Here is a 22,254-nt window from a genome sequence, read left to right on the forward strand (position 1 = left end):
ATGACCGGGTTCAAAAAAACACCCACTGCCCGATCAGCCAGGCATTTGCCGCGCTGATCACCACAAACAAGCCCCAAGCCAGCAGGCGCGTCGGCAAACGGTTAACGAACGGCCCCATCAGGCGCTTGTCACCCGTCATGCGGATCAGTGGGTACAGCGCAAACGGCAACTGCAGGCTCAACACCACCTGGCTGAGGATCAGCAACTTGCCGATGGCGTCGTCGCCCATCAGCCACACCCCGAGGAACGCCGGGATCAGCGCCAGGCCTCGGGTGATCAGGCGCCGCTGCCAGCAGGGAATACGCAGGTTGAGGTAGCCCTCCATGATCACCTGCCCGGCGATGGTGCCGGTGAACGTCGAGCTCTGGCCGGACGCCAACAACGCAACACCGAACAGCACACTGGCGAAGGCGCCGCCCACCAGCGGGTCCAGCAAGTGGTAGGCGTCCTGGATTTCCACCACGTCCGTGTGACCGGTCTGGTGGAACGCCGCGGCGGCCAGTATCAGGATGGCCGCGTTGACCAGCAGCGCCAGGGCCAGGGAACCAATGGTGTCGATACGTGCCAGCTTGACCGCGTCCTGGCGGCTGGCCAGGTCCTTGCCGAACAGCCGGGTTTGCACAATGGAGGTGTGCAGGTACAGGTTATGGGGCATCACCGTGGCGCCCAGTATGCCGATGGCCAGGTACAACGGTGCGGCATCACTGATGGCCGACAGCGACGGCGTGAAACCACGGAACACGTCGGGCCAGTAAGGCTTGATCAGCACCAGCTCGATGAAGAAACACACGCCGATGGTCGCCACCAGCGCCAGCATGATCGCTTCCAGCCGGCGGAAACCGCGGTTTTGCAGGGCCAGGATCAACAGCGTATCGAAGGCGGTGATCACAATCCCGGTGGTCAGGGACACGCCCAGCAACAGGTGAAACGCCAGGGCACAGCCAAGGACTTCGGCGAGGTCGGTGGCGATGATCGAGATTTCCGCGAGGACCCACTGCACGAACGACGAGCGCCGGCTGTAGCGCTCACGGCTCAATTGCGCGAGGTCCTTGCCGGTGGCGATGCCCAGCCGGGAGCACAGGCATTGCACCGCCATCCCAGCCAGGCTGGCCAACAGCACCACGAACAACAAGTTGTAGCCGTAGCGTGAGCCGGCTTCGATGGCCGTGGCCCAGTTACCCGGGTCCATGTAGCCGATGGAAATCAGCAAGCCGGGGCCGGCAAATTTCAGTATGCGCTTGAAAAATGAAGCGCTGGGATCAACGACGATGGAGCCGGCGACTTCCGGCGGGCAGAACGGGGCGGTAGCGATTTTGGGCAGGCTGAATTTCACGCGGGGTACCAGGCTTTCACACAAGACGTGAACGCAGCTTATCAGTCAGACGCGACGGTACGCATCACCGTCTCCCGGGGCAGATCAAATGCCTCTACCACCTGGACCACCAGATCCATCTCCTGGTTCAGCGCCTCGCGCTCCATACGCTCGCGAATCACCCCGATCACCAGCACCGCCAAGGTAGTGATGGAGTACGCCGGGCCGGAAAATGCCCGCACCCCGGTCACCAGCAGCATCGCGGCGGCCAGCGCCTGCCCGACCACCGGAATTGCCGTAGCGGCGCCCCGGCGCAGGATAAACCCGGTGAGCCCGGCCAGCGCGGTGCCACTCAGGGCGGTCGTCGCTGAACGCCCGACATCGAATCGATTGAAAAAACCCTGCTCTTTCTGAGCCGCTGCCTTCAACTCGGCCTCGAACACCTGGCGATCGGCCTGGCTGAGCTTGTCCTTGTATTGCTCGATCAGCCGCTCGGCGACCTGCAGCTCCAGCGCCGCCAGTGCAACGGTCTCGATCGGCTCTTCGAACTTGAGGCCCACGCGCTGCGCCACATCCTGGGCGATTTCGCGATAGCTCACGCCATGGCCCCGGGCCAGGTTCATAAAGGTGTCGCCGCCCATGCGCTGCAACTCGATGGCCAGCTTCAACGGCTCACGCACCGTGGCATCGATAGACGCACTGCGCTTCTGCGCCATCAGCTCGGCGAAAAACTTCAACTCTTCCGGTCGCGCCTGCAGCAACAGCGGGAACAGGTCGACATCCTCTTCGGCAAACCGAACTTCGCTGCTGCGCTGATCAGCGCGGATCATGCCCCGGCGCTCCTGCAACAGGTCGGTGTACTGCACTACCGTCTTCAACTGCGGCCAGTAGGCGGCGTGGTCAAAGGTTGCCAAGTGGACATTCGCCACCTTGGCCTTGAGCGCAGGTGTTACCGGGATCGCATACCGGCCGATGCAACGTTCAGTGTCGGGCTTGAGCGCCAGGGCCCAATCCTTGCTGGAATGGCAATTGATCACGCGCCCCGTGAGTGGCGCCGACACCTGGTCCCACGGGCTGGACGTACAAATGGCGCCGCCCATCAACAACAGGTTGTTCAGCGGCAACTCACGGGCCACTTCAGGGCTGGCCAGCAGGCTCTTGACCAGGATCCGCGCGCCCAGGGAATGGCCGATCAGGTTGATCTGCCGCACCTTGATCGACTCGCCGTGCAGGTAGTTGGCCAGCTCGGGCAGCAGGCTTTTAGCCACCTCGTCCACCCGCGCCTCGACGCTCTTGTAGTGGTCAAGGAAATAGGCAATCGCCTTGCCCACCCCAATGGTCGCCGCCCCCAGGCTACCGCCGCCGAGCATCGAGGCGATCACGTCCTTGAACGGCGCAAACAGGTTTTCCAGGAAATGCCCGGCCGGCCAGAACAGCATCAGGTTGGTGGAGCCTTCGATGGTTGCCAGTTGCTGCGAAAAATTGCCCAGCTGCTGTTGGTTGAAGAACGCCGAATAACCATGGACGTAGAGATTGAGCACCTCCCCCTGGGGCTCGCCACACAGCACAAATGTGGGCTTGCGGGTACGGTGCATTTCATCCCACTGGTGTTGCATGTGGCGGTGACTCCTGGTGACGACGGAGGGCGATAGTAACAAAGGGTGAGGCACGGGAATGTGAAAAACTGATACCCGGACTATCCACAGCCATGCACAGTGATGACAGAAAACACGGATTTTGTTCAGCCATTCAGTCCATTAGCCTTTGTCGGGTCAACTACTGGAACCGAGGAACACCATGAGCAAGCCCGAATTTTTCATCACCCCAGGTTATGGCGACATCGCACGCGAAACCCTGCATTACGCCCAAGCTGTAAAAATCGACAACCGCGTTGAAACCTCAGGCCAGGGCGGCTGGGACGACGCATTCCAGATACCCGAGTCCCTCACCGACGAGATTGCCCTGGCCTTCCAGAACCTGGAACGCACCCTGGCACAAGCCGGTGCCGGCTGGGAGCATGTGGTCCACGTCAACTCCTACCACGTGGGCGGTTTTCCTCCCGAGGTGAACGAGCAGATGGTCAAGTGGTACCGCCATTACATGCCCAATCACTCACCGATCTGGACCGAACTGGGGGTGGAGGCCCTGGGCCTGCCAGCGATGCGCATTGAAATCCGCGTGACGGCAATCATTGCCTGACTCCGAACCGCTCGATCACCCAGTCGATAAACACCTTCAACCGGGCGTTCTGATGCCGGTTGGGCGGGTAGATGATGTGCAGCGGCGTGGCGGGCCGGGTCCAGTCCGCCAGCACCGGGACTAACTGGCCGGTCTCAACGTAGTAGTCAACGATGGACTTGAAATGCTGCCCGACGCCCAGGCCGGCGAGCAGCATCTCTTTAAGGCCATTGCCTTCGTTGGTCGAAAACCCGCAGTTGCCTATTTCATGACGGGCGGCACCCTTCTCGAAAATCAACGGCTCCGGTTTACCCGACCCGGCAAAGAAATAGCCGGCCTTGAGGTGGTTGTGTTCGAGGTCTTCGGGCGACACTGGCGTGCCCATACGCTCCAGGTAACCCGGTGCGGCGCAGGTGATGTACTCAAGGTCCACGACCTTGCGACCAATCATGGCCATGTCATCCAGCTTGCCCACCCGCAGCACGCAATCCACCCCCTCCCCCACGATATTCACGGCGCGATCGCTGATGCCCAGGGCGATGGTGATGTCGGGATACTCACGATGAAAATCCACCAGCGCCGGGATCAGCAGGCAATTGGCAAAGGACGCCGGCGCATCCACCTTCAGGTGACCACCGGGCTTGAGCTTCTGCCCGCGCAGGGCGTTATCCAACTCGTCCAGTTCGGCCACCAGGCACAGCGCATGGTTGTAGTACGTAAGCCCTTCCGGCGTGGCCGCCAGCGCTCGGGTGGTGCGATGCATCAGCTTGACGCCAAGGTGCTTCTCCAGGTCGGTGATGAGCTTGCTGACGGTGGAACGCGGCAGCGCCAGCTGGTCGGATGCGCGGCTGAAGGAGCCGGTTTCGACGACACGGACGAAGGCGCGCATGGCAAGGAGTTGGTTCACGGTGATGTCCGATGGGGCGAGAATACCAAGTATTGTCCATAAATCTGCACAATGGCGACAACCGTTCACATAACAAAAAGCCCGGCGTATGGCCGGGCTTTGATGGAAAGAATGACTTAGTTGGCAAAGTTCTCAATCTTTACCTGGCCATCCGGAAACGTGGCGACAATCTCCAACTCTCCTCCCATGGCACGAATGAGGCACACAACCTCCCGTTCTTCCCTGGAAAGTGTTTGTAGGTTATTCCAGTATGATTATTAGCGGAGCGGAACGGGACGCAGAGCATCCTAGGCTGCATTCCTACGCAGAGGGTAGGAACGATCAGACTGCACGGTAGCGCCCATAAAAAAACCGCCCTTTCGGGCGGTTGAAGGGACCCGGCCTTGATCAGAAGCCGAGGGAGAAACTGATAGTCATCGCGTGGTCCTTGTCGTTGCGCGAGACTTGCCCGGAGTAACCCAGGCCAAGCTTTCCGTTGGGGCTGATCTGATAGTCGATGCCTGCTTCCAGCACGGCGCTGTCCTTGGCGATCGGTACGCCTTGGGTGCTGAATGAAGTTCCACCGCCGTTGATAAAGCTCAGGTCGGCATCCGGCTTGGTATCGCCGAAGGCATGACGCCAGCCGATGCTGCCCCGCGGGGTGATCTTCGAGCCGTTGCCCAGGGTGAGGGTCTGGCCGACACGCAGGCCCAACGTGGAGAAGGTAATGTCTTGATCGGCATCACCGCGCAGGGCCGCTGAGCCGCCCTTCTCCTTGATGGTGTCGCTGTCGTAGTTGACGTAGGCCAGGCCAGCGAACGGTTCCAGCACAACGCTGGCGGTTTGAATGGTGTAGCCGACTTCACCGAACACTTGCGCACTGCGGGCCTTGTAGTCGGCCTTCAGGCGTTGGCCTACATCACCGACTGCCACATCGCGTTTGCTCTCGATGTCATGCCAGCTGTAGGCCACGCCCATACGTGCGGCAAAGGCTTCCTGCTGGTACGCGGTGTAGGCCATCAGGTGATAGCTGTCGACATCGGCGCTGGAGTTGCGGTGCTTGGCGTCGAGGTCGCTGCGGGTGTAGCCGGCGGCAACGCCGACGCGCCAGGCGTCGTCCAGTTGCTTGTCGGTGCCCAGCAGGAAGCCACCGAGGTTGCGGTCCAGGTTGGCGGTGTTGCTGTCGCCGCCCATATGGCCCCAGGTGCCCAGGACACGTGCCCAGCCGACCATTTCGCCTTGGCAACCGGCGCTGCTCAACTGGTTTTCGCTCGGTGCCAGGCTGCTGCGTGGATCGTCCTGGCGGTAGCAACCCGGTTGGCGCAGGCGCTCATTGACCGCGTCACGGATGTAACGCGAGTCTTCGAGCAAAGCGCTGGCGGTGCTGGCGTGAATTTCCCCCGAGAGGTTATCGAAAGCGGCGCGGGCACTGGCTGCACTGCCGTTAAGCAGCGCGTTTTGCACCGCTGCACCGCCCACTGCGGCCCCGCTGCCCAGTGCCGCCGCGACCGCCCGCTGATTGCCGGTGGCTGCCACGCTGGCATAGCTGACGTTATTGCGGCTGACTGCCAGGGCGACCTCATTCGGGGTGTAGCTGAGGGCGGTATTGAGGAACGCCAGGTTCTCAAGGTTGGTGCTGGCAAACGTACCCGTGACCCCACCACCCGCCGTCAACAAGGTGTAGGTGGTGGGCCCGGCATAAGGTGCCAGGTTAACCACGTTCAGCGTGCCCGCCAGGTTTGCCGTGCCGCCCACCGCCAGAGCGCCGGCGGCCGACGGGGTGATGACCAGGTTCAGCGCGCCATCGGCGGCATTGGTGAAGTTGCCGGCAACACTCAATTTGCCGCTGTCGGGCGTCACCGCACCGTGGTTGACCAGCGAGCCGACACTGCCATTACCTGTCAGCCCGGCACCGTTGGCCACGGTGACCTGCCCACCCAGGATGGCGTTGGGATTGGCCGCGTTACCGACTTGCAACACGCCCTGATCCACCGCCACCGTTCCGCTGAACGACTGGTTGCCGGTGAGCAGCAGCGTCCCCGCGCCCTGCTTGACCAGCGCACCGGTGCCGCTCAGCACACCGTTGAATTGGCCACTGCTCAGTTGTGTGAACAGCAACCGCGCGTTGTTGAGGATATTGCCCCGCAGGCTGATGGTGTTACCGGCCAGAGTCCCGCCACTGACGGTGGTGCCGCCGGTGTAGGTGTTGGCGCCCGTCAGCACCAGTGTGCCCGCATCCAGTTTGTTGATGCCGCCGGCGCCCACCAGTGGCGCATCAATCTGGGTGGTCACGCCGGCATTCACCCGCGCTGTGGCCAGGCTGCCGTCCGGAGCATTGGTCGGGCTCAGGCTGCCGCCTGCACCGGCCACCAGCGAGTAATTCGGGTCGAGGAATTGCACCCCGGTAAAGCCCTGGGTGCCCACCACTGTCACTGTCCCGCCTTGGCCGCCAAACACCGCGAACTGGTTGGTCGACGCCTCCCCCTGGGTGCCGTTCGGATCGGTCCAGTTGGTGCCTGGGCCCCACGTGCCACTGCCGCCAGTGATGGTGCCATCAGGATTGGTGGTGCCGCCGTTCCAGAACTGGATTTGCCCCGGTGTGGTTTGCACCAACAGGTTGACCTGATTGGCCAGCGCCGTTTGCAAGGTCAGTGCCCCCGGCAGGATGCCCGACGGCAACGTGCCGTACGCCAAGCCGTTGTCGGTCAGGCTGCCACCGTAGCGGAACAGCTGGTAAACCCCGGTACCGAAACCACCGGCGTCGGTAATGTTAAGTGTGCCGTCCAGGGTCAGGTTGCCCGCGACATTCACCACCGAGGTAGCAGCCCCCGGCGCGCCGAGGCTGAAGTCCAGGTTGGTGCCCGAGGACAGGTTGAGGCCGCCGACCGACAACGGCGTACCGCCGGTGCCTGCGGTCAGGGTCGAGCCGCTTGCCAGGGTCACCGTGCCCGCCAGTTGGCCTGAACCACCCAGGGACGCGCCACTGCCGACCAGCACGTTGGCACTGTTCAGGGTGCCGTTGACCAGCAGGCCGCCGGCATTGACGTTGGTATCGCCGGTAAAGGCGTTGTTGCCACTGAGCAGCAGGTCGCCCGTACCGTTTTTGTTCAGCACCCCGGCACCGGTGAGGTTGCCGGTGTAGGTGCCATCGGCCGCCTGTTCGAAAGTCAGGGTCGCATTGTTGGCGATCGCGCCCTGCAAGCTGCTGGTGTCACCCGTGGTGGCGCCGCCATTCAAGGTGGTGCCGCCGCTGTAGGTGTTGGCGCCGGTCAGCAGCAGTGCGCCGGTGCCGTTTTTCACCAGGCTGGCGGTGCCACTGATAACACCACCGAGGACCGTGTCTTGAGTCCCCGTGAGGGCCAGTTGCGCACCGAGGTTGATCGCGTTGTTGAGTTGCAACGCCGCCGTGCTGTCGAGCACAGCATTGCCGGTAACGCCAAGGGTGCCGCTGCCCAGGGCATTGTTATTGCCGAGCACCAGCGTACCTGCCGCCAGCTGCGTCCCGCCGCTGTAGGTGTTGTTGCCATTGAGGGTCAGGCTGGCCGCGCCGCTCTTGACCATGCTGCCGCTGCCACTGACCACGCCGCCCAGGGTCAAGGCGTTGGAACCGGCGACATTCAAGGTACCGTTCAGCACCACCGCATTGGCCAGGTTGACCGCTGTGTTGCTGTCCAGCGCCGTGCCGTTGGCCGTGGTCAATACGCCGGTCCCCAGCGCACTGTCGTTGCCCACCACCAGCTTGCCGCCGTTGAGCGCCGTGCCACCGGTGTAGCCATTGGTACCATTGAGAACCAGGGTGCCAGTGTCGTATTTGCCCAGCGTACCCGCGCCGTTGATGGCCACGCCGATTGTGGCGGTGTTGTTGGGGTCGACGCGAATTGCCGCGTTCCCCGTGCCGCCATTGACCAGGTTCAACACGCCTGCCGTGCCGTTCACCAGGCTGTAGCCATCGGTGGCGAACTGCAGCCCGGTAATGCTCTGCGTGCCGTTGACCGTGACCGTACCCGCCGTGCCCTGGAATACCGCAAAACTGTTGCCCCAGGCCTGGTTGACGGTGCCATCCACGCTGGTCCAGTTGGTGGTGCCGATGCCCCAGGTGCCGCTGCCGCCGTTGATGCTGCCGTCGCCCACCAGTTGGCTGCCATCCCAGAACTGCACCGTGGTGTTCGGCGCCGTCACCAGCAGGTTGACTTGATTGGCCAGCGCCGTTTGCACTTGCAGATCCCCCGGCGTCACGCTGCCAGGCACGCTGCCGACTACCAGGCCGTTATCGGTCAAGCCGCCGGTGTAGTCGATGATGCGATACACACCGCTGCCAAAGCCGCCGATATCGCTGACGTTGAGGTTGCCGTCGAGGGTCAGGTTGCCGCCGACATTGATCAGCGCGTTGCCACCGCCGGCGACCGGTGTGCCCAGCCCGACATCCAGGTTGGAATTACCCGACAGCACCAGCGAACCCACCGACAAGGTGCTGCCGGTCGCGCCCGCGAGGTGACCGCCATCAGCCACCGTGACGGCGCCTCCCAGGCTGCCAGCGCCCGTAAGCGTCGCGCCGCTGTTGACCGCGACGTTGCCGCTGGCCAGGGAGCCGCTGACATTCAGGGTGCCACCGTTGATGCTGGTGTCGCCGGCCAGGGTATTGATACCGCTGAGGGTCAAGGTGCCGGTGCCGAGTTTGCTCAGTTGCCCGGCACCGTCGAGCACACCGCCAAACGTGCTGCTCAGGTTGCCACCGCCCAGGCTGAGGGTGTTCCCGGCGCCGATCAGTGCCGTGCCACTGCCGTTGAGGCTACCGAGGCTGCTGGAAGCGCCGAGGTTGAGTTGGGTACCGGCACCCAGGTTCAAGCCGGCGTTATTGCCGAGGGCCGTGGCACTGGTGGTGCTCAGGCTGCCGCCCAGCACGTCGAAGTTGCCGCTGAAGGTGTTGTTGCCACCAAGGGTCAGGTCGGACGCGCCATTTTTCGTCAGGGTGCCCGCGCCATCCAGTACGCCGGTCAAGGTCAGGTTGTTGTTGCCGGCCACACTCAGGTTGTCGTTGACCGTGATGTTGTTGCCCAGCGCCAGCGCCGAACTGTTGTCCAGTGTCGAAGGCCCTGTCACCGTCAACGCGCCACTGCCGAGTGCTGCGGCGGTGCCGAGAGTCAGGGTGCCGGCGTTCAGGGTGGTACCGCCGGTATAGGTGTTGATGCCATTCAGTGTCAGGTTGGCGTTGCCGTTTTTGCCCAAGCCCCCGGCGCCGCTGATCACACCCGCGAGCGTCAGGTTGTTGCTGCCGGCCACCGCCAGGTTCGCGTTGAGCACGACGTTATTGCCCAGGCTCACCACAGTACTGCTGTCCAGGCTGGAAGCGCCCCCCACCGTCAGGTTGCCCAGGCCCAGCGCCGAGTTGCTCCCGGCAGTCAAGGTGCCGGCGTTCAACGTGGTACCACCGAGAAAACTGTTGAAGCCGCTTAGCGTCAGGTTGGCCGCGCCGTTCTTGGTCAGGCCGCCCGCGCCGTTAACGACGCCGGCGAGGGTCAGGTCAGCCGTGCCGCCGATGCCCAGATTGCCCGCGAGGTTTACCGCGTTGTTAACGCTGACCGCAGAGGCCGCGTCCAGCGTGGTACCGCCCGCCACGTTAAGTGTGCCGCTGCCCAGTGCGGTATTGGACGCCAGGATCAGCCCGCCGGCATTCAGCGCCACCGGGCCGAGGAAGGCATTGTTGCCACCGAGGGTCAGGTTGGCTGCGCCGTTTTTCACCAGGCCACCGGTACCGGCGATCACGCCATTGAGGGTCAGCGCATTGCTGCCACCCACCGTCAGGTTGCCGCCCAGACTCACCCCGTTGGCCAGGGTGATGGCGGTGTTGCTGTCCAGCCTGGTGCCGGTCGAAGTGCTCAGTTGTCCGGTACCAAGGGCGGTGTTGCTGCCCACCACCAATGTACCGCCTTGCAGCTCGGTGCCTCCGGTGAAGGTGTTGGCGCCATTGAGCACCAGTGTGCCGCTGTCGAGTTTGGCCAGGGTACCAGTGCCGTCAATGCCAACGCCGATGGTGGCGGTGGCGCCCGGGTCGACGCGAATCGCAGTGTTGCCGCCGGTGCCGTTCACCGCCGTCAACTGCCCTGCCGCTCCCGCCACCAGGTTGTAGCCATCGGTGACAAATTGCAGCCCGGTGAACGCTTGCGTGCCCGCCACCGTGACGGTGCCCGCCGCCCCCTGGAACACGCCGAAGTCGGCGGCCCACGGCTGGTTGACCAAGCCGTCGACCGAAGTCCAGTTGGTACCGACCGCCGTCCAGGTGCCGGTGCCGCCGTCCACCACGCCGTTGGCGATGGTCTGGCTGCCGTCCCAGAAGCGGATGTTGGCGTTTGGTGCAGACACCAGCACGTTGACCTGATTGCCCACCGAGGTCTGCACCACCAGGTCGCCGAGGCCGAAGCCCACCGGCACACCGGTCACATTCAGCCCCAGGTCGGTAAGTGCACCGGTGTAGTTGATCAGGCGATACACCCCGACACCGAAGCCACCGGCATCGGTCACGTTGAGGTTGCCATCCAGGGTCAGATTGCCGCCGACGTTGAGCAGCGAGTTGGTGGACGGTGCGCCAAGCGCCACATCCAGGTTGCCGTTGCCGGCCATCACCAGCGAACCGGCCGACAGCGTATTGCCGCTGCTCAGGGCCAGGTGGCCGCCGTTGTTGACGTTCAGCGTGCCGAGCACCGAACCGGTACCGGTGAAGGTCCCGCCGGTATTGACGTTGACGTTGGCACTGCCCAGCGAGCCGCTGAGGTTCAGGGTGCCGGCATTCACGTTGGTGTCACCGGTGAGGCCATTGATGCCGGTGAGGTTGAGGGTACCGGTGCCGACCTTGGCCAGGGCACCGCTGCCGCTCAGGCCGCCGTCGAAGGTGCTGGTGGAATTGAGGCCACCCACCGATAGCGTGTTGCTCCCGCTGACCAGCACATCACCGCTGCCCGCAAGGGTCGCGAGGCTGGCATCACTGCCCATGATCAGCGACGCACCGGCGCTGACATTCGCGCCCGAGGTATTGCCCAACGCGCCTGCGCTGGCGGTGGTGACACTGCCGGACAGGACATTCAGGGCGCCGGTAAAGGTGTTGGTACCGCTGAGTGTCAGGTCGGCCAGGCCATTTTTATTCAACGCAGCGGCGCCGCTGATCACGCCGCCGAGCGCCAGGTCATTGTTGCCGGCCACGTTCAAATCGGCATTGAGGACGATCCCATTGTTCACGGTCATCGCCGCGCTGTTGTCCAGCGTCGAGGTGCCACCTACCGTCAGGCTGCCGGTGCCCAGCGCCGAGCCATTGCCCAGCGTCAGGGTGCCGGCGTTGAGGGTGCTGCCACCGTTGTAGGTGTTGATGCCGTTGAGGGTCAGGTTGGCCGCGCCGTTCTTGATCAACTGGCCGGCGCCGCCAATGAGGCCGCCCAGCGTCAGGCCTTGAGTGCCGCCCACGGTGAGGTCGGCATTGAGGGAGATGCTGTTGGCCAGCGCCAGCGGGGCGTTGCTGTCCAGCGTCGCCGCGCCGTTGATTGCCAGGCTGCCGGTGCCGAGGGCCAGGTTGTTGCCGACGGTCAGGGTACCGGCATTCAATCCGGTGCCGTCGATAAACGTATTGGCGCCGTTGAGGATCAGGTTGGCCGCGCCGTTTTTCACCAGGTTACCGTTGCCGCTGATGACACCGCCCAAGGTCAGGTCGGCGCTACCGCCGATGGTCAGCGGGCCGGTCATGCTGATCTGGTTACCCAGGCTGACGGCGGTACTGGCGTCCAGGCTGGTATTGATACCCGTACTCAGCACGCCCGAGCCCAAGGCGTTATTGGCGCCGACGATAATCTTGCCGGTGTTGAGCGTCGTGTCGCCGAGGTAGTTGTTGGTCCCGTTGAGCGTCAGGTCGGCCGCGCCGTTCTTGGTCAAGCCACCGATGCCGTTGACGCTGCCGCCGAGGGTCAATGCGTTGCTGCCCGCGACGGTCAGGTTGCCGCCAAGGTTGAGGGCATTGGCCAGGGTGATGGCGGCGTCGGCGTCCAGGGTGCTGCCATTGGCCGCGTTCAACGCGCCCGTGCCCAGCGCGGTATTGGAACCGACAATCAAGGTTCCGGCATTGAGCGCCGTGGTGCCGGTATAGGTGTTGTTGCCATTGAGGGTCAGGCTCGAAGCGCCGGTCTTGATCAGGCCGCCGGTGCCGGCGATCACCCCACCGAGGGTCAACGAGTTGGCCCCGCCGGCAGTCAGGTTGGCATTGAGGTTGATCGCATTACTCAACACCAGCGCACCGGTGCCGTTGAGGCTGCTGGCGCCGCCCACGGTCAATACTCCAGTGCCCAGCGCCGCGCCATTGCCCAACGTCAGGGTGCCGGCGTTAAGGGTACTGCCGCCGCTGTAGGTGTTCACACCGTTGAGGGTCAGGTTGGCCGCGCCGTTCTTGATCAACTGACCGGTGCCGGCCAGCACCCCACCCAGGGTCAGGGCGTTGCTGCCCGCCACGCTCAGGTCGGCATTCAGCGCAACGTTATTGCCCAGGGTCACATTGGTATTGCTGTCGAGGGTCGCGGCGCCGCTGACGGTCAGGTTGCCGACGCCCAGGGCTGCGTTATTGCCGGCGGTGAGCGTACCCGCGTTGAGTGTGATACCGCTGAGGAAGGTATTGGCGCCGTTGAGGATCAGCTTGGCCGTACCGTTCTTGGTCAGGCCTCCGCTGCCCCCGACCAGGCCGCCAAGGGTCAGGTCAGCGGTCCCGCCGATGTTCAGGTTACCGGTGATGTTGGCCGCATTGGCCAGGGTAACGGCAGTGCTTGCGTCCAGCGAGGTGCCGGCGGCGGTGTTCAAGGTTCCGCCCGCGCCCAGCGCGGTGTTGGACCCCACGATCAGCGAACCGGCGTTGAGTGAGGTGTTGCCGGTGTAGGTATTGGCGCCACCGAGGCTCAGTGCCGCCGTACCGTTCTTGATCAGGCCGGCGCCAAGACCGCTGACGATGCCATTGAGGCTCAGCGCCTGGGTGCCACCGATGATCAGGTCGGCGGCCATGTTGACAGCATTGGTCAGGGTCACCGCCGCCGTGGCGTCCAGCGTGGTGCCGGCGGCCGTATTGAGCGCGCCGGTCCCCAGTGCCGTGTTGCTGCCCACCTGCAGTGTGCCGGCATTGAGTGCGGTCGGCCCGAGTTGGGTGTTGTTGCCCGTCAGCGTCAGGGTCGCGCTGCCATTCTTGACCAGCCCGCTGGCCCCGGAGATCACGCCACCAAGGGTCAGGGCATTGCTGCCGAGCAGGGTCAAGTTACCGTTGAGCCCAATGTTGTTGGCAAGTGCCACGGCGCCGGTGCTGTCCAGGCTGGCAGCGGCGTTGACGTTCAAGGAGCCGGAACCCAGGGAGTTGTTGTTGCCGACAATCAATGTGCCAGCGTTCAGATCGGTGCTGCCGGTGTAGCCGGTGTTGGCGGCGCTGAGGGTCAGGCTGCCACTGCCGTTCTTGGAGATCCCGCCGGCACCGCTGACGGCACCGGCCAGGGTGAGGCTGCCGACACCGCTGGTGCCAACGGCGGAATTCAGCACCAGCGCGTTGTTCAACGTGATGGTGCCCGGTGCCTGGAGCACCGTCGAGCCACCGACGGTCACGGTGCCGGTGCTGAAGGCCAGGTTATTGCCCAGTTGTACGGAGCCGCCATTGAGGCTGGTGTTGCCCAGGTAGGTGTTGGCGCCACTGAGCACCAACTGCCCGGTGCCGTTCTTGGTCAAGCCGCCCTGCCCCGAGACCACGTTGCCCAGGGTGATGGCATTGGTGCCTTGCAGGGTCAAGCCGCTGGCCCCAAGGTTGATCAGGTTGCTGAGGCTCAAGCCGCCGGTGCTCGCCTGCAGCGCGCCACCATTGGAGGTGAGTACGCCGCTGCCAAACGCCTGGCTATTGTTGAATTGGGCAACCCCGCCGTTGAGGGTCGTGCTGCCACTGACCACCGGCCCCTGGAGCGTCCAGGTGCCGCTGTTGAGCGTCAGGTTGTTGAAGTTGACGTAGTTGGCGCTGGACACCGTGCCCACACCACTGGTGCCGCCGCCGATGCCAATGGGGTTTTGCAGGATCAGCGAGTTGACGCCGCCTGCGCCGCCATCAATCTGGCCGGTCGGGGCGAAGGTCAGGTTGACGCCAATCAGGCCACCCAGCGAAAGCCCTATACCGCCGCCGCTGGAGATCGTCGAACCGGTGATGGCGGTGAAGGTGTTGGTACTGGCAGCCCCCATGGAGACGCCGCCGGAAATCGTACCGGAGTTGACGAAGGTATTACCCGAGGTGGAACTTTCAAAAGCCACCCGCCCGTTGATCGTGCCCGCGTTGATCACGTTGACTTGCGCGCCCCCGCGAATCGCGACCACCGGCGTGTCCGCGGAAAACAACGAAAGGTTAAGCAATGCGGTGGAACCGATAGTGCCATTGTTCACGATGTTGGTGCTGCCGCCGGCGCCGTTTTGCAGGTTAAGCGCCATACCATTGAGGCTCGCGAGATTGAGCCCCAGCAGGTCCCCAGTACCCCGAATGGTCCCGGTGGCGGCGTTGGTGACGTTCATCACACTCGCCCCTGTGTTACCCGCCACGACACCGCCACTCAACACAGTGACAAGCCCGAGCAACGCCGGGTCGATCAGACCCGCGTTGTTCAAGGTAATGTTATTGCCGGTGAGGTTCAGCGCCAGACCACCCAGCGTCGCGTTCAGTTGGGCAGCCGAACCCACATTGACGGTCAGGTCATTCACCGCACTGGAAAAAGTGTTCAAGAACAACGGCAGCGTAGGCACGCCGCTGCACGTCACCGTGCCACCGGCCGGGGGGCTTCCAGGCGTACAGGCGGCCATCACCGGGGAACTCGCCAGGCCTAGAACCAGGCCGGCAATACCGAGGCGAATAGCAAGATTAAGAGGAGAAATACGAGGTGTGGCGGCAGTAGCAAGTCTTCTGTCCACGTGAAACTCCTTTGTGGTCAAAGCCTTTCATCCATGAATGCGTAGAAGCCCCAAATACAGATCCAAACACGCATCGACTTCGAAATACCTGACCGTGGTGACAACTGATCCTGTTTGTCAAAACGTTAGCCGGGTACATAAAAGCCATTGAAATAAATGGTATTAATACTTTCGCGATTGCCTCGTAAGAACCGGGCGCGCTCCAATGAACGCTGAAGCGAAAGCCTTCGACTCTGCAAAAATTCAGATTTCAAAACGTAAAAAAGCGCTCTAATAGCGCCCTGTGTTACCCCTGTAGGAGCGAGCTTGCTCGCGAAAAACGCTAAGGCACCGCGTGTATTCAGACAGTCAGCGTCATCGTTAACGACCCTCGCGAGCAAGCTCGCTCCTACAGTAAAACCTGTTGATTCAGCAAAAAGATCCTGGAGTCCCCCATGCCCCATGAAGGCAACCTGTTACAAGCGGCGGTTGTGTTCCTGTTCGCCGCCGTACTGACCGTGCCACTGGCCAAGCGCCTGCAACTGGGCGCCGTGCTCGGTTACTTGCTGGCCGGGGTGATCATCGGCCCGTCGGTGCTGGGCCTGGTGGGCAACCCGCAAAGCGTCAGCCAGTTTTCCGAGCTTGGGGTGGTGTTGCTGCTGTTCATCATTGGCCTGGAGTTGTCGCCGAAACGCTTGTGGGTGATGCGCAAGGCGGTGTTCGGTGTGGGTCTGGCGCAGGTGCTGTTGACGGGCACTGTGATCGGCGTGGTAGCGCTGTTCGTGTTTGGTCAATCATGGAACAGCGCGATTGTGCTGGGCCTTGGCCTGGCGCTCTCCTCCACCGCATTCGGCCTGCAAAGCCTGGCCGAGCGTAAGGAACTCAACCAGCCCCACGGGCGCCTGGCCTTTGCCATCCTGTTGTTCCAGGACATCGCGGCCATCCCGCTGATTGCCATGGTGCCGCTGCTCGCCGGCAGCGATCACCCCACCACCACCTCCCAAGGCCTGCAACACGGCCTGGAAATATTGGGCAGTATCGCCGTGGTGATCATCGGCGGGCGCTATCTGTTGCGCCCGGTATTTCGCATCGTGGCCAAGACCGGCCTGCGGGAAGTCTCCACTGCTACGGCGTTGCTGGTAGTGATCGGCACTGCGTGGTTGATGGAGTTGGTGGGCGTGTCCATGGCCCTCGGCGCGTTCCTCGCAGGGCTGCTGCTGGCAGATTCCGAATACCGGCACGAGCTGGAGTCGCAGATCGAACCGTTCAAGGGCCTGCTGCTGGGGCTGTTTTTTATCAGCGTGGGCATGGGCGCCAATATCAGCCTGCTGTTCAGCGCGCCAGTGATCGTGCTGGGCCTGACCCTGCTGCTGATCGCCATCAAGCTGCCGCTGCTGTTTTGCGTGGGGCGCCTGGCCGGTGACCTGAACCGCGAAAGCGCACTGCGCCTGGGCGTGGTTCTGGCGGCCGGTGGTGAATTCGCCTTCGTGGTATTCAAGATCGGCCGCGACCAAGGGCTGTTCGAGCCGCACCTCTACGACATCCTGGTGCTGACCATCACCCTGTCCATGGCCGTGACGCCATTGCTGCTGTTGCTCTGCCCGAAGCTGTTCAAGCCCAAGGCCAAGCCGGTGGAAGTGCCCGAGGAATACCGCGCCATCGAAAGCGATGCGCCACGGGTGGTGATCGCCGGGATGGGCCGAATGGGGCAGATCGTGGCGCGGATCCTGCGGGCGCAGAATATCTCGTTTATCGCCCTCGACACCTCGGTGGAAACCATCGAGCTGACCCGCAGTTTCGGCGGCATGCCGGTGTTCTACGGCGACCCCCAGCGCCCGGAAATCCTCCACGCGGCGAAGGTCGACCAGGCCGAATTCTTCGTGATCGCCATGGACGACCCCGAAATCAACATCAAGACCGCCGAGTTGGTGCGCAGCCTCTACCCCCACATGAAAATCATCGCCCGCGCCCGTAACCGCCAACACGTGCACCGCCTGGTGGACCTCGACGCATCACCGGTGCGCGAGACGTTTTACTCCAGCCTGGAAATGAGCCGCCGCACCCTGGTGGGCCTCGGCTTGACCCAAGCCCAGGCCGATGCGCGCATCAGTCGCTTCAAAAACCATGACCTGCAACTGCTGGCGGCCCAACACGCGGTATACGACGATGCAGCCAAGGTGATGCAATCTGCCCAGGAAGCCCGGACAGAATTGGCGCGGTTGTTTGAGATGGACCGACTCGAGGAGGAGTCCGACAAGGTGTAGGGATGGAGATGAACGATCTTGCGAATTTTCTGACAGAATACGGCGCAATTTCGTTCATCCCTGGAGAGCTTCATGGCCACCCTCAGCAAGACCGCAGCCCTCTTGGCCCTCGCGCTGGCCGCCGGCTTCGGCGCCAGCCAAGTCCTCGCCGCCAGCAAGCCTGCAGCGCAGAAAACCGCCACCCAGACCATCTCCACCCTGGACGGCAAGTTCAGCTTCAACCTGCCAAAATCCTACCTGGCCGACCCGCTGCCAGCCGGTGATGCCGAACACGGCACCGCAGGCGCCACCGGCACGATGTACAGCGACCAGGCCACCAAAAGCGTGATCTTCGTTGTCGAAAAACCGAGTGCCGCCGGCCTGATCAAAGACAACGACCCGCAGTTCCTCGACGGCGCCGTGGCGGATTTCGTCAAGGAGCAAAGCGCTGCCCTGCCGGACTTCAAGAAAGGCGCCGAGAAGAAACTCACCGTCAAGGGCCTGGCCCTGCGCCAGGTGGACAGCACCGCGACCATGGGCGGCGGCAAGACACTGAGTTCCACCTTCCTCACCGGCTCCGGCAGCCACCAGTTGGTGGTGCAGGCGATTTCCCGGGCGGATGATGAGAAAGGCCATGCGCTGCTGGTGAAACAGATTATCGGCGGTAAATAACCCGACTTACCTGACAATAAAAATCTAATGTGGGAGCTGGCTTGCCTGCGATAGCGATTGACCAGTCACTGTTTTTGGCGACTGATACACCGCTATCGCAGGCAAGCCAGCTCCCACATTTTTATCGCAGGCTGTTTTCCAGCCAGTTTTTCAAGTCCAGCAATTCCGCCTCGCCGACGGTATGAATCATCCCGGGGTAGCCATGGAATTCCGGCTTGAGACCAATCCCCACCAACACCTCATTGGCCCGCGTGGCCGAGTAGTAAGGCAGCGCCTGGTCCAACGTCCCGTGGCCGATGAAAATCGCCAGCTTGCCCAGTCGCGCATCCGGCTTGAGCTCAGCCTTGAGCACCGGCAGCACGCTGCCACTCAATGCCGCAATCCCGCGCAGGGTTTCGGGGTGCCGTAATCCCACCTCATAGGACATGATTGCACCCTGGCTGAACCCCACCAGGAACACCCGCTCAGGTTGGGTGTGGTACTTGGTGGTGGCCTGGGCGACGAAGTCTTCGATCAGCTTGGCGCTGCTCTGCAGATCGGCGGTCTCGCCATCAAAGTCGCCGTCTCCCGGCTTCTTGCGAAACCAGCGATAACCGCCGCCTTCCACCGGCATCGGTGCCCGCGCAGACAGGTAGGTCCAGGTCGACGGCAAGCGGTCCTTGAGCCCGAACAAGTCCGCCTCGTCACTGCCATAACCATGCAGGAAGATCACCAGTGGTTCGTTGCGCGCATCGCTCTGGGTCTGTTCCAGATACGGCAGCGGCAAGTCCGTATGCAATTCGGCTTCGGCATGGGCAGCACTGGCAAACAGCGCCAGCGTCAGGGCGATCAGTTTGAGCATGGGCATCAACCTCTAGGGTTTGCGTAACAGATAAGTGTCCATGATCCAGCCATTGGCCTGGCGCGCCGCCTTGCGCACCCGTTCGATCTCTTCGGCCACCTCGGCGACTTTGCCGCTGATCAGGATTTCATCCGGCGTGCCCAGGTAGGCGCCCCAGTAGATATCCAGGTCTTGATCGGCCACGGTGCGGTAGGAATCTTCGGCATCAAGCATGACAACCAGGGTATCGGCATCACTCGCCTGCCCCGCCGCCAACCGGCGCCCGGTGGTGATTTCGATGGAGCGCCCGATGCGGTTCAACGGCACCTTGTGCTGGGCCGCCAGGGCCTGGACGCTGGTAATCCCCGGGATCACCTCAAACTCGAACGTGCAGCGGCCACTGGCGAGAATCGCCTGCAGGATCCGAATAGTGCTGTCGTACAGCGCCGGGTCGCCCCAGGCCAGGAACGCACCGACTTCGCCGTCAGCCATTTCTTCGTTGATCATCCGCTCGAAGGTCTGCTGCTTGTCGCGGTTCAGGTCCTTGACGGCGGTGGTGTAGTCGATGTCACCGCGCACCCGCTCGGGGCAATCGGCCTCGACAAAGCGGTAGGCGTGATCGCTGATGTAGGTCTCGCAGATTTCCCGGCGCAGGTCGATCAGCTTGTCCTTGCTCTGGCCCTTGTCCATCAGGAAAAACACGTCGGTGCGGTTGAGCGCCTTGACCGCCTGCATCGTGATGTAGTCGGGGTTGCCGGCGCCAATGCCGATGATCAGGATGCGTTTCATGGGTAAGTCTTCATGGGTGTGCTCGGTGCGGGGAGCGGATTTTGCCATGTTCGGGGCGTCAGGCGTGAGTTTCCAGGCGCAGTCGCCAACGGCCGTTGAAGCGCAGTTCGGTGGATGACAGCGGCTCCACGTCGATCAGGTTGAACAGTGCGGGCGGGCATTGCATGACGTGCAACAGCGCCGCGCGGATGACGAACGGGTGGGTCACGGCCAGTACATGCCCGGGTGTTTGCTCGAGGGACTGCAACCACTGCCCTACCCGTTCACACAACTGCACCACCGACTCACCGCCGTGGGGCGCCGAGGTGCTGTCGGTCAGCCAGGCCTGCAGTGCCTGCGGTTCGGCCTGCTGGATCTCATCAATGGCCAGCCCTTGCCAGTGGCCGAAATCACAATCGCGCAGGGCTGTTTCAACCGAAGCGTCGGCGGCAAACAGCGCTGCCGTCTGCCGGGTTCGTGCCTCCGGGCCACACACCACAAGGGGCGCGCGCTTGAAGCGCTGCGCCTGGGACAACGCAGCCTGCTGCCAGTCCATCTCCACCGGCTCATCCAGCGCAAAGCGTGCACGCTTCTGGGCACGGGTGCTGGCATGGGAAACAAGGGTCAAACGGGTGGCCTGCATGACAAATCGCTCTGGTTTTAAGGTGCAGTCAGCGTAGACTCGCGAAGTTGTTTCAATATGTTTCAACTATTCTGCAACAGGAAGCCGGTTCAATGCCGGCGCGGTCGCGCCACTGTATTCGGCCTGATAGCCGTAAGCCAGACCCTGTTTCAGCCAACTCGCTATCCATTTCGGGACGCGTCATCCCTGGAGGTTCTCATGGCTTATACCGCTGCAACTGATTCCGACGTTTCAATCCCGTCCATTCCCCTGGGCGAAATCCTGCCCTGGGCGATTTTCGGAGGCCTGCTGCTGTTGCTGGCGATTTACTTCGTTGGCGCCGAGCAAGGCGCAACCGCCGTGTTCAAAGGCATGTACGTGCATGAGTTTGTGCATGACGGTCGTCACCTGCTGGGTTTCCCCTGCCATTGATTGGAGCGTGACGACATGACAGGGCATTTACTCGTTCGCGGGATGCTGGTGGGCTTGCTCGCGGGCATCCTGGCCTTCGGTTTCGCCAAGACCTTTGGCGAACCGCAGATCGACAAGGCCATCGCCTTCGAAGATCAGATGGCACAGATGCACGGCGACGCGCCGGAAGAAGAACTGGTGAGCCGCGAAGTACAAAGTACCTTCGGCCTGTTCACCGGTGTGGCGGTGTACAGCGTGTCCCTGGGCGGCATTTTCGCTCTGGTGTTCGCCTACTCCCTGGGCCGCATCGGCAAGGTTGGGCCCCGTGGCCTGGCGGCGCTGCTGGCCTTGGCGGCGTTTGTGACGATCATCGTGGTACCGGGGCTCAAGTATCCGGCCAACCCGCCATCGGTGGGTGACCCGGCGACCATCGCGCAACGCACCAAGCTGTTCTTCCTGATGCTGCTGGTGTCGGTGGCGGCTGCGGTGATTGCGATCAACGCTGCGCGCAAGCTGATTGCCAGTCGGGGCATATGGACCGGCGCGATTCTGGGTGTGGCGTTGTACATCGTGATCGTCTCGGTGGCCGGCAGCCTGTTCCCGACCATCAACGAAGTGCCGGAGCAATTCTCGGCCGTGTTGCTGTGGAAATTCCGCGTAGCCTCCCTGGGCATTCAACTGGTGCTGTGGACCACCCTGGGCCTGGTGTTCGGCGCCGTGGCTGAGCGCAAGCTGAGCCAGCCTCAGGCGCGCCTCAACTCCTGATGGCAGAGGTCGCCGCCGACGGATCGGCGGCGACCGGCAATCACACGCCTGGTCGCGCCAGGTAAAACACCTCGTAGCCGCTGCCCGGGTGATTCACATCCAGCGCCTTGCCCGACAAGGTAATCCGCACCAGCTTCCACGCCTGTACATCCAGCGCCAGAAACACCGCGAAGTTATCGCTGCTGTCCGCAATCTGCTGGTTGCGCGCCTTTTCTGCGGCCAGGACCTGCCCACGATCCGCTCCCGGCGCCAGCGCCCACTCCTCCCGATACAGGCTCAAGGCGGTTTGCGCCGGGCCTCGCTGCACATCCAGCGGCAACCAGGACTCAATGTGCGGCTGGCCAAAACTGTCGAGGACCTTCTGAAAGCGCTCGCCGAGTAAAAAGTCCGCAGCCTGCAACGGGTCCGACCAGAGATAAACCGACGAATACAGGTTGCCCACGCCCGGCGCCTGCCCTCGCTCCTGGGCAATAAACGCCTTGAACAGCAAACCCTCGGTGTGATCCCACAACGGCCCCAGGCGGGCGGCCCGCTCGCGGATGACACCCATGTCGTAATCGGCTGGCAAGCGGTGTGAATACTGTTTGGCAAACATCATGGCGCTCCTGTTCAGATGAGTGACCAGCTTGCGCAGCGGCCATGATTTCAGCAAGA

The 22,254-nt window shown here is 62.8% G+C and carries 13 protein-coding genes, 1 pseudogene and 1 riboswitch; of the genes and pseudogenes, 5 read left to right on the forward strand and 9 right to left on the reverse strand.

Going from position 1 to position 22,254, the window contains the following annotated elements:
* Positions 1 to 10: 10 nt before the first annotated feature.
* A complete protein-coding gene (locus tag M2400_RS14235) occupies positions 11 to 1,333 on the reverse strand; it encodes an Nramp family divalent metal transporter (RefSeq protein ID WP_177044578.1) in 1,323 nt (440 codons plus the stop codon).
* 41 nt (positions 1,334 to 1,374) lie between these two features.
* Entirely contained in the window at positions 1,375 to 2,928 is a 1,554-nt protein-coding gene (locus tag M2400_RS14240) for a DUF726 domain-containing protein (RefSeq protein ID WP_259197233.1), read from the reverse strand.
* A gap of 181 nt (positions 2,929 to 3,109) precedes the next feature.
* Here M2400_RS14240 and M2400_RS14245 point away from each other — a divergent pair, with 181 nt between their 5' ends.
* Entirely contained in the window at positions 3,110 to 3,511 is a 402-nt protein-coding gene (locus M2400_RS14245) for a RidA family protein (RefSeq protein ID WP_259197234.1), read from the forward strand.
* Here the strand turns inward: M2400_RS14245 and M2400_RS14250 are convergent.
* From M2400_RS14250 to M2400_RS14260, 3 genes and pseudogenes are all read right to left on the reverse strand, one after another.
* Positions 3,501 to 4,397 carry a LysR family transcriptional regulator gene (locus M2400_RS14250; protein WP_259197235.1) on the reverse strand — a complete coding sequence of 299 codons (897 nt, stop codon included), beginning with the start codon at positions 4,395 to 4,397 and terminating at the stop codon, positions 3,501 to 3,503. The two genes, M2400_RS14245 and M2400_RS14250, sit on opposite strands and share 11 nt — an antisense overlap.
* Positions 4,398 to 4,513: 116 nt before the next feature.
* Positions 4,514 to 4,594, reverse strand: a pseudogene (locus tag M2400_RS14255) (transcriptional regulator); the annotation flags it as partial.
* Positions 4,595 to 4,784: 190 nt separating this feature from the next.
* Positions 4,785 to 15,320 carry an autotransporter-associated beta strand repeat-containing protein gene (locus tag M2400_RS14260; protein ID WP_259197236.1) on the reverse strand — a complete coding sequence of 3,512 codons (10,536 nt, stop codon included), beginning with the start codon at positions 15,318 to 15,320 and terminating at the stop codon, positions 4,785 to 4,787.
* 434 nt (positions 15,321 to 15,754) lie between these two features.
* On the opposite strand from M2400_RS14260, the gene M2400_RS14265 reads away from it, so the two are divergent.
* Together M2400_RS14265 and M2400_RS14270 are read left to right on the forward strand one after the other, a co-directional pair.
* Positions 15,755 to 17,563, forward strand: a complete 1,809-nt coding sequence (locus M2400_RS14265) for a monovalent cation:proton antiporter-2 (CPA2) family protein (RefSeq protein WP_177044570.1) — start codon at positions 15,755 to 15,757, stop codon at positions 17,561 to 17,563.
* Between the two features lie 72 nt (positions 17,564 to 17,635).
* The gene (locus M2400_RS14270) at positions 17,636 to 18,214 is read left to right on the forward strand and encodes a hypothetical protein (RefSeq protein WP_177044568.1); all 579 of its coding nucleotides are present in this window, start codon (positions 17,636 to 17,638) and stop codon (positions 18,212 to 18,214) included.
* Between the two features lie 121 nt (positions 18,215 to 18,335).
* Here the strand turns inward: M2400_RS14270 and M2400_RS14275 are convergent, their stop codons facing one another.
* The 3 genes from M2400_RS14275 to M2400_RS14285 are packed head-to-tail and all read right to left on the reverse strand — an operon-like array spanning position 18,336 to position 20,445.
* On the reverse strand, positions 18,336 to 19,055 hold the full coding sequence (locus tag M2400_RS14275; protein ID WP_177044566.1) for an alpha/beta hydrolase: 720 nt from the start codon (positions 19,053 to 19,055) through the stop codon (positions 18,336 to 18,338).
* Positions 19,056 to 19,067: 12 nt separating this feature from the next.
* Positions 19,068 to 19,823, reverse strand: a complete 756-nt coding sequence (gene cobF / locus M2400_RS14280; protein WP_177116074.1) for a precorrin-6A synthase (deacetylating) — start codon at positions 19,821 to 19,823, stop codon at positions 19,068 to 19,070.
* A gap of 58 nt (positions 19,824 to 19,881) precedes the next feature.
* Positions 19,882 to 20,445: a histidine phosphatase family protein gene (locus tag M2400_RS14285; protein ID WP_259197237.1), complete on the reverse strand. Its 564-nt coding sequence runs from the start codon at positions 20,443 to 20,445 to the stop codon at positions 19,882 to 19,884.
* A 36-nt stretch (positions 20,446 to 20,481) separates the two neighbouring features.
* Positions 20,482 to 20,612: riboswitch (cobalamin riboswitch) on the forward strand.
* A 31-nt stretch (positions 20,613 to 20,643) separates the two neighbouring features.
* Between M2400_RS14285 and M2400_RS14290 the strand changes: the two genes are divergently transcribed.
* On the forward strand, positions 20,644 to 20,856 hold the full coding sequence (locus tag M2400_RS14290; protein ID WP_169388061.1) for a CbtB domain-containing protein: 213 nt from the start codon (positions 20,644 to 20,646) through the stop codon (positions 20,854 to 20,856).
* Positions 20,857 to 20,871: 15 nt separating this feature from the next.
* Complete coding sequence (locus tag M2400_RS14295) at positions 20,872 to 21,600, forward strand: CbtA family protein (RefSeq protein ID WP_259197239.1); 729 nt, start codon at positions 20,872 to 20,874, stop codon at positions 21,598 to 21,600.
* A 40-nt stretch (positions 21,601 to 21,640) separates the two neighbouring features.
* Here the strand turns inward: M2400_RS14295 and M2400_RS14300 are convergent, their stop codons facing one another.
* Positions 21,641 to 22,195 (reverse strand): DUF4865 family protein, encoded by a 555-nt coding sequence (locus M2400_RS14300; RefSeq protein WP_177044717.1) that lies wholly within the window; start codon positions 22,193 to 22,195, stop codon positions 21,641 to 21,643.
* Positions 22,196 to 22,254: the final 59 nt, after the last annotated feature.

It is taken from the genome of Pseudomonas sp. BIGb0558, assembly GCF_024807515.1.
GTDB lineage: Bacteria > Pseudomonadota > Gammaproteobacteria > Pseudomonadales > Pseudomonadaceae > Aquipseudomonas > Aquipseudomonas yamanorum_A.

Bases quoted from the DNA above. Each gene is read 5' to 3' on its own strand.
- M2400_RS14300 (WP_177044717.1), bottom strand. From the start codon at position 22,195: ATGTTTGCCAAACAGTATTCACACCGCTTGCCAGCCGATTACGACATG.
- cobF (WP_177116074.1), bottom strand. From the start codon at position 19,823: ATGAAACGCATCCTGATCATCGGCATTGGCGCCGGCAACCCCGACTAC.
- M2400_RS14295 (WP_259197239.1), top strand. From the start codon at position 20,872: ATGACAGGGCATTTACTCGTTCGCGGGATGCTGGTGGGCTTGCTCGCG.
- M2400_RS14240 (WP_259197233.1), bottom strand. From the start codon at position 2,928: ATGCAACACCAGTGGGATGAAATGCACCGTACCCGCAAGCCCACATTT.
- M2400_RS14275 (WP_177044566.1), bottom strand. From the start codon at position 19,055: ATGCTCAAACTGATCGCCCTGACGCTGGCGCTGTTTGCCAGTGCTGCC.
- M2400_RS14245 (WP_259197234.1), top strand. From the start codon at position 3,110: ATGAGCAAGCCCGAATTTTTCATCACCCCAGGTTATGGCGACATCGCA.
- M2400_RS14290 (WP_169388061.1), top strand. From the start codon at position 20,644: ATGGCTTATACCGCTGCAACTGATTCCGACGTTTCAATCCCGTCCATT.
- M2400_RS14270 (WP_177044568.1), top strand. From the start codon at position 17,636: ATGGCCACCCTCAGCAAGACCGCAGCCCTCTTGGCCCTCGCGCTGGCC.
- M2400_RS14285 (WP_259197237.1), bottom strand. From the start codon at position 20,445: ATGCAGGCCACCCGTTTGACCCTTGTTTCCCATGCCAGCACCCGTGCC.
- M2400_RS14265 (WP_177044570.1), top strand. From the start codon at position 15,755: ATGCCCCATGAAGGCAACCTGTTACAAGCGGCGGTTGTGTTCCTGTTC.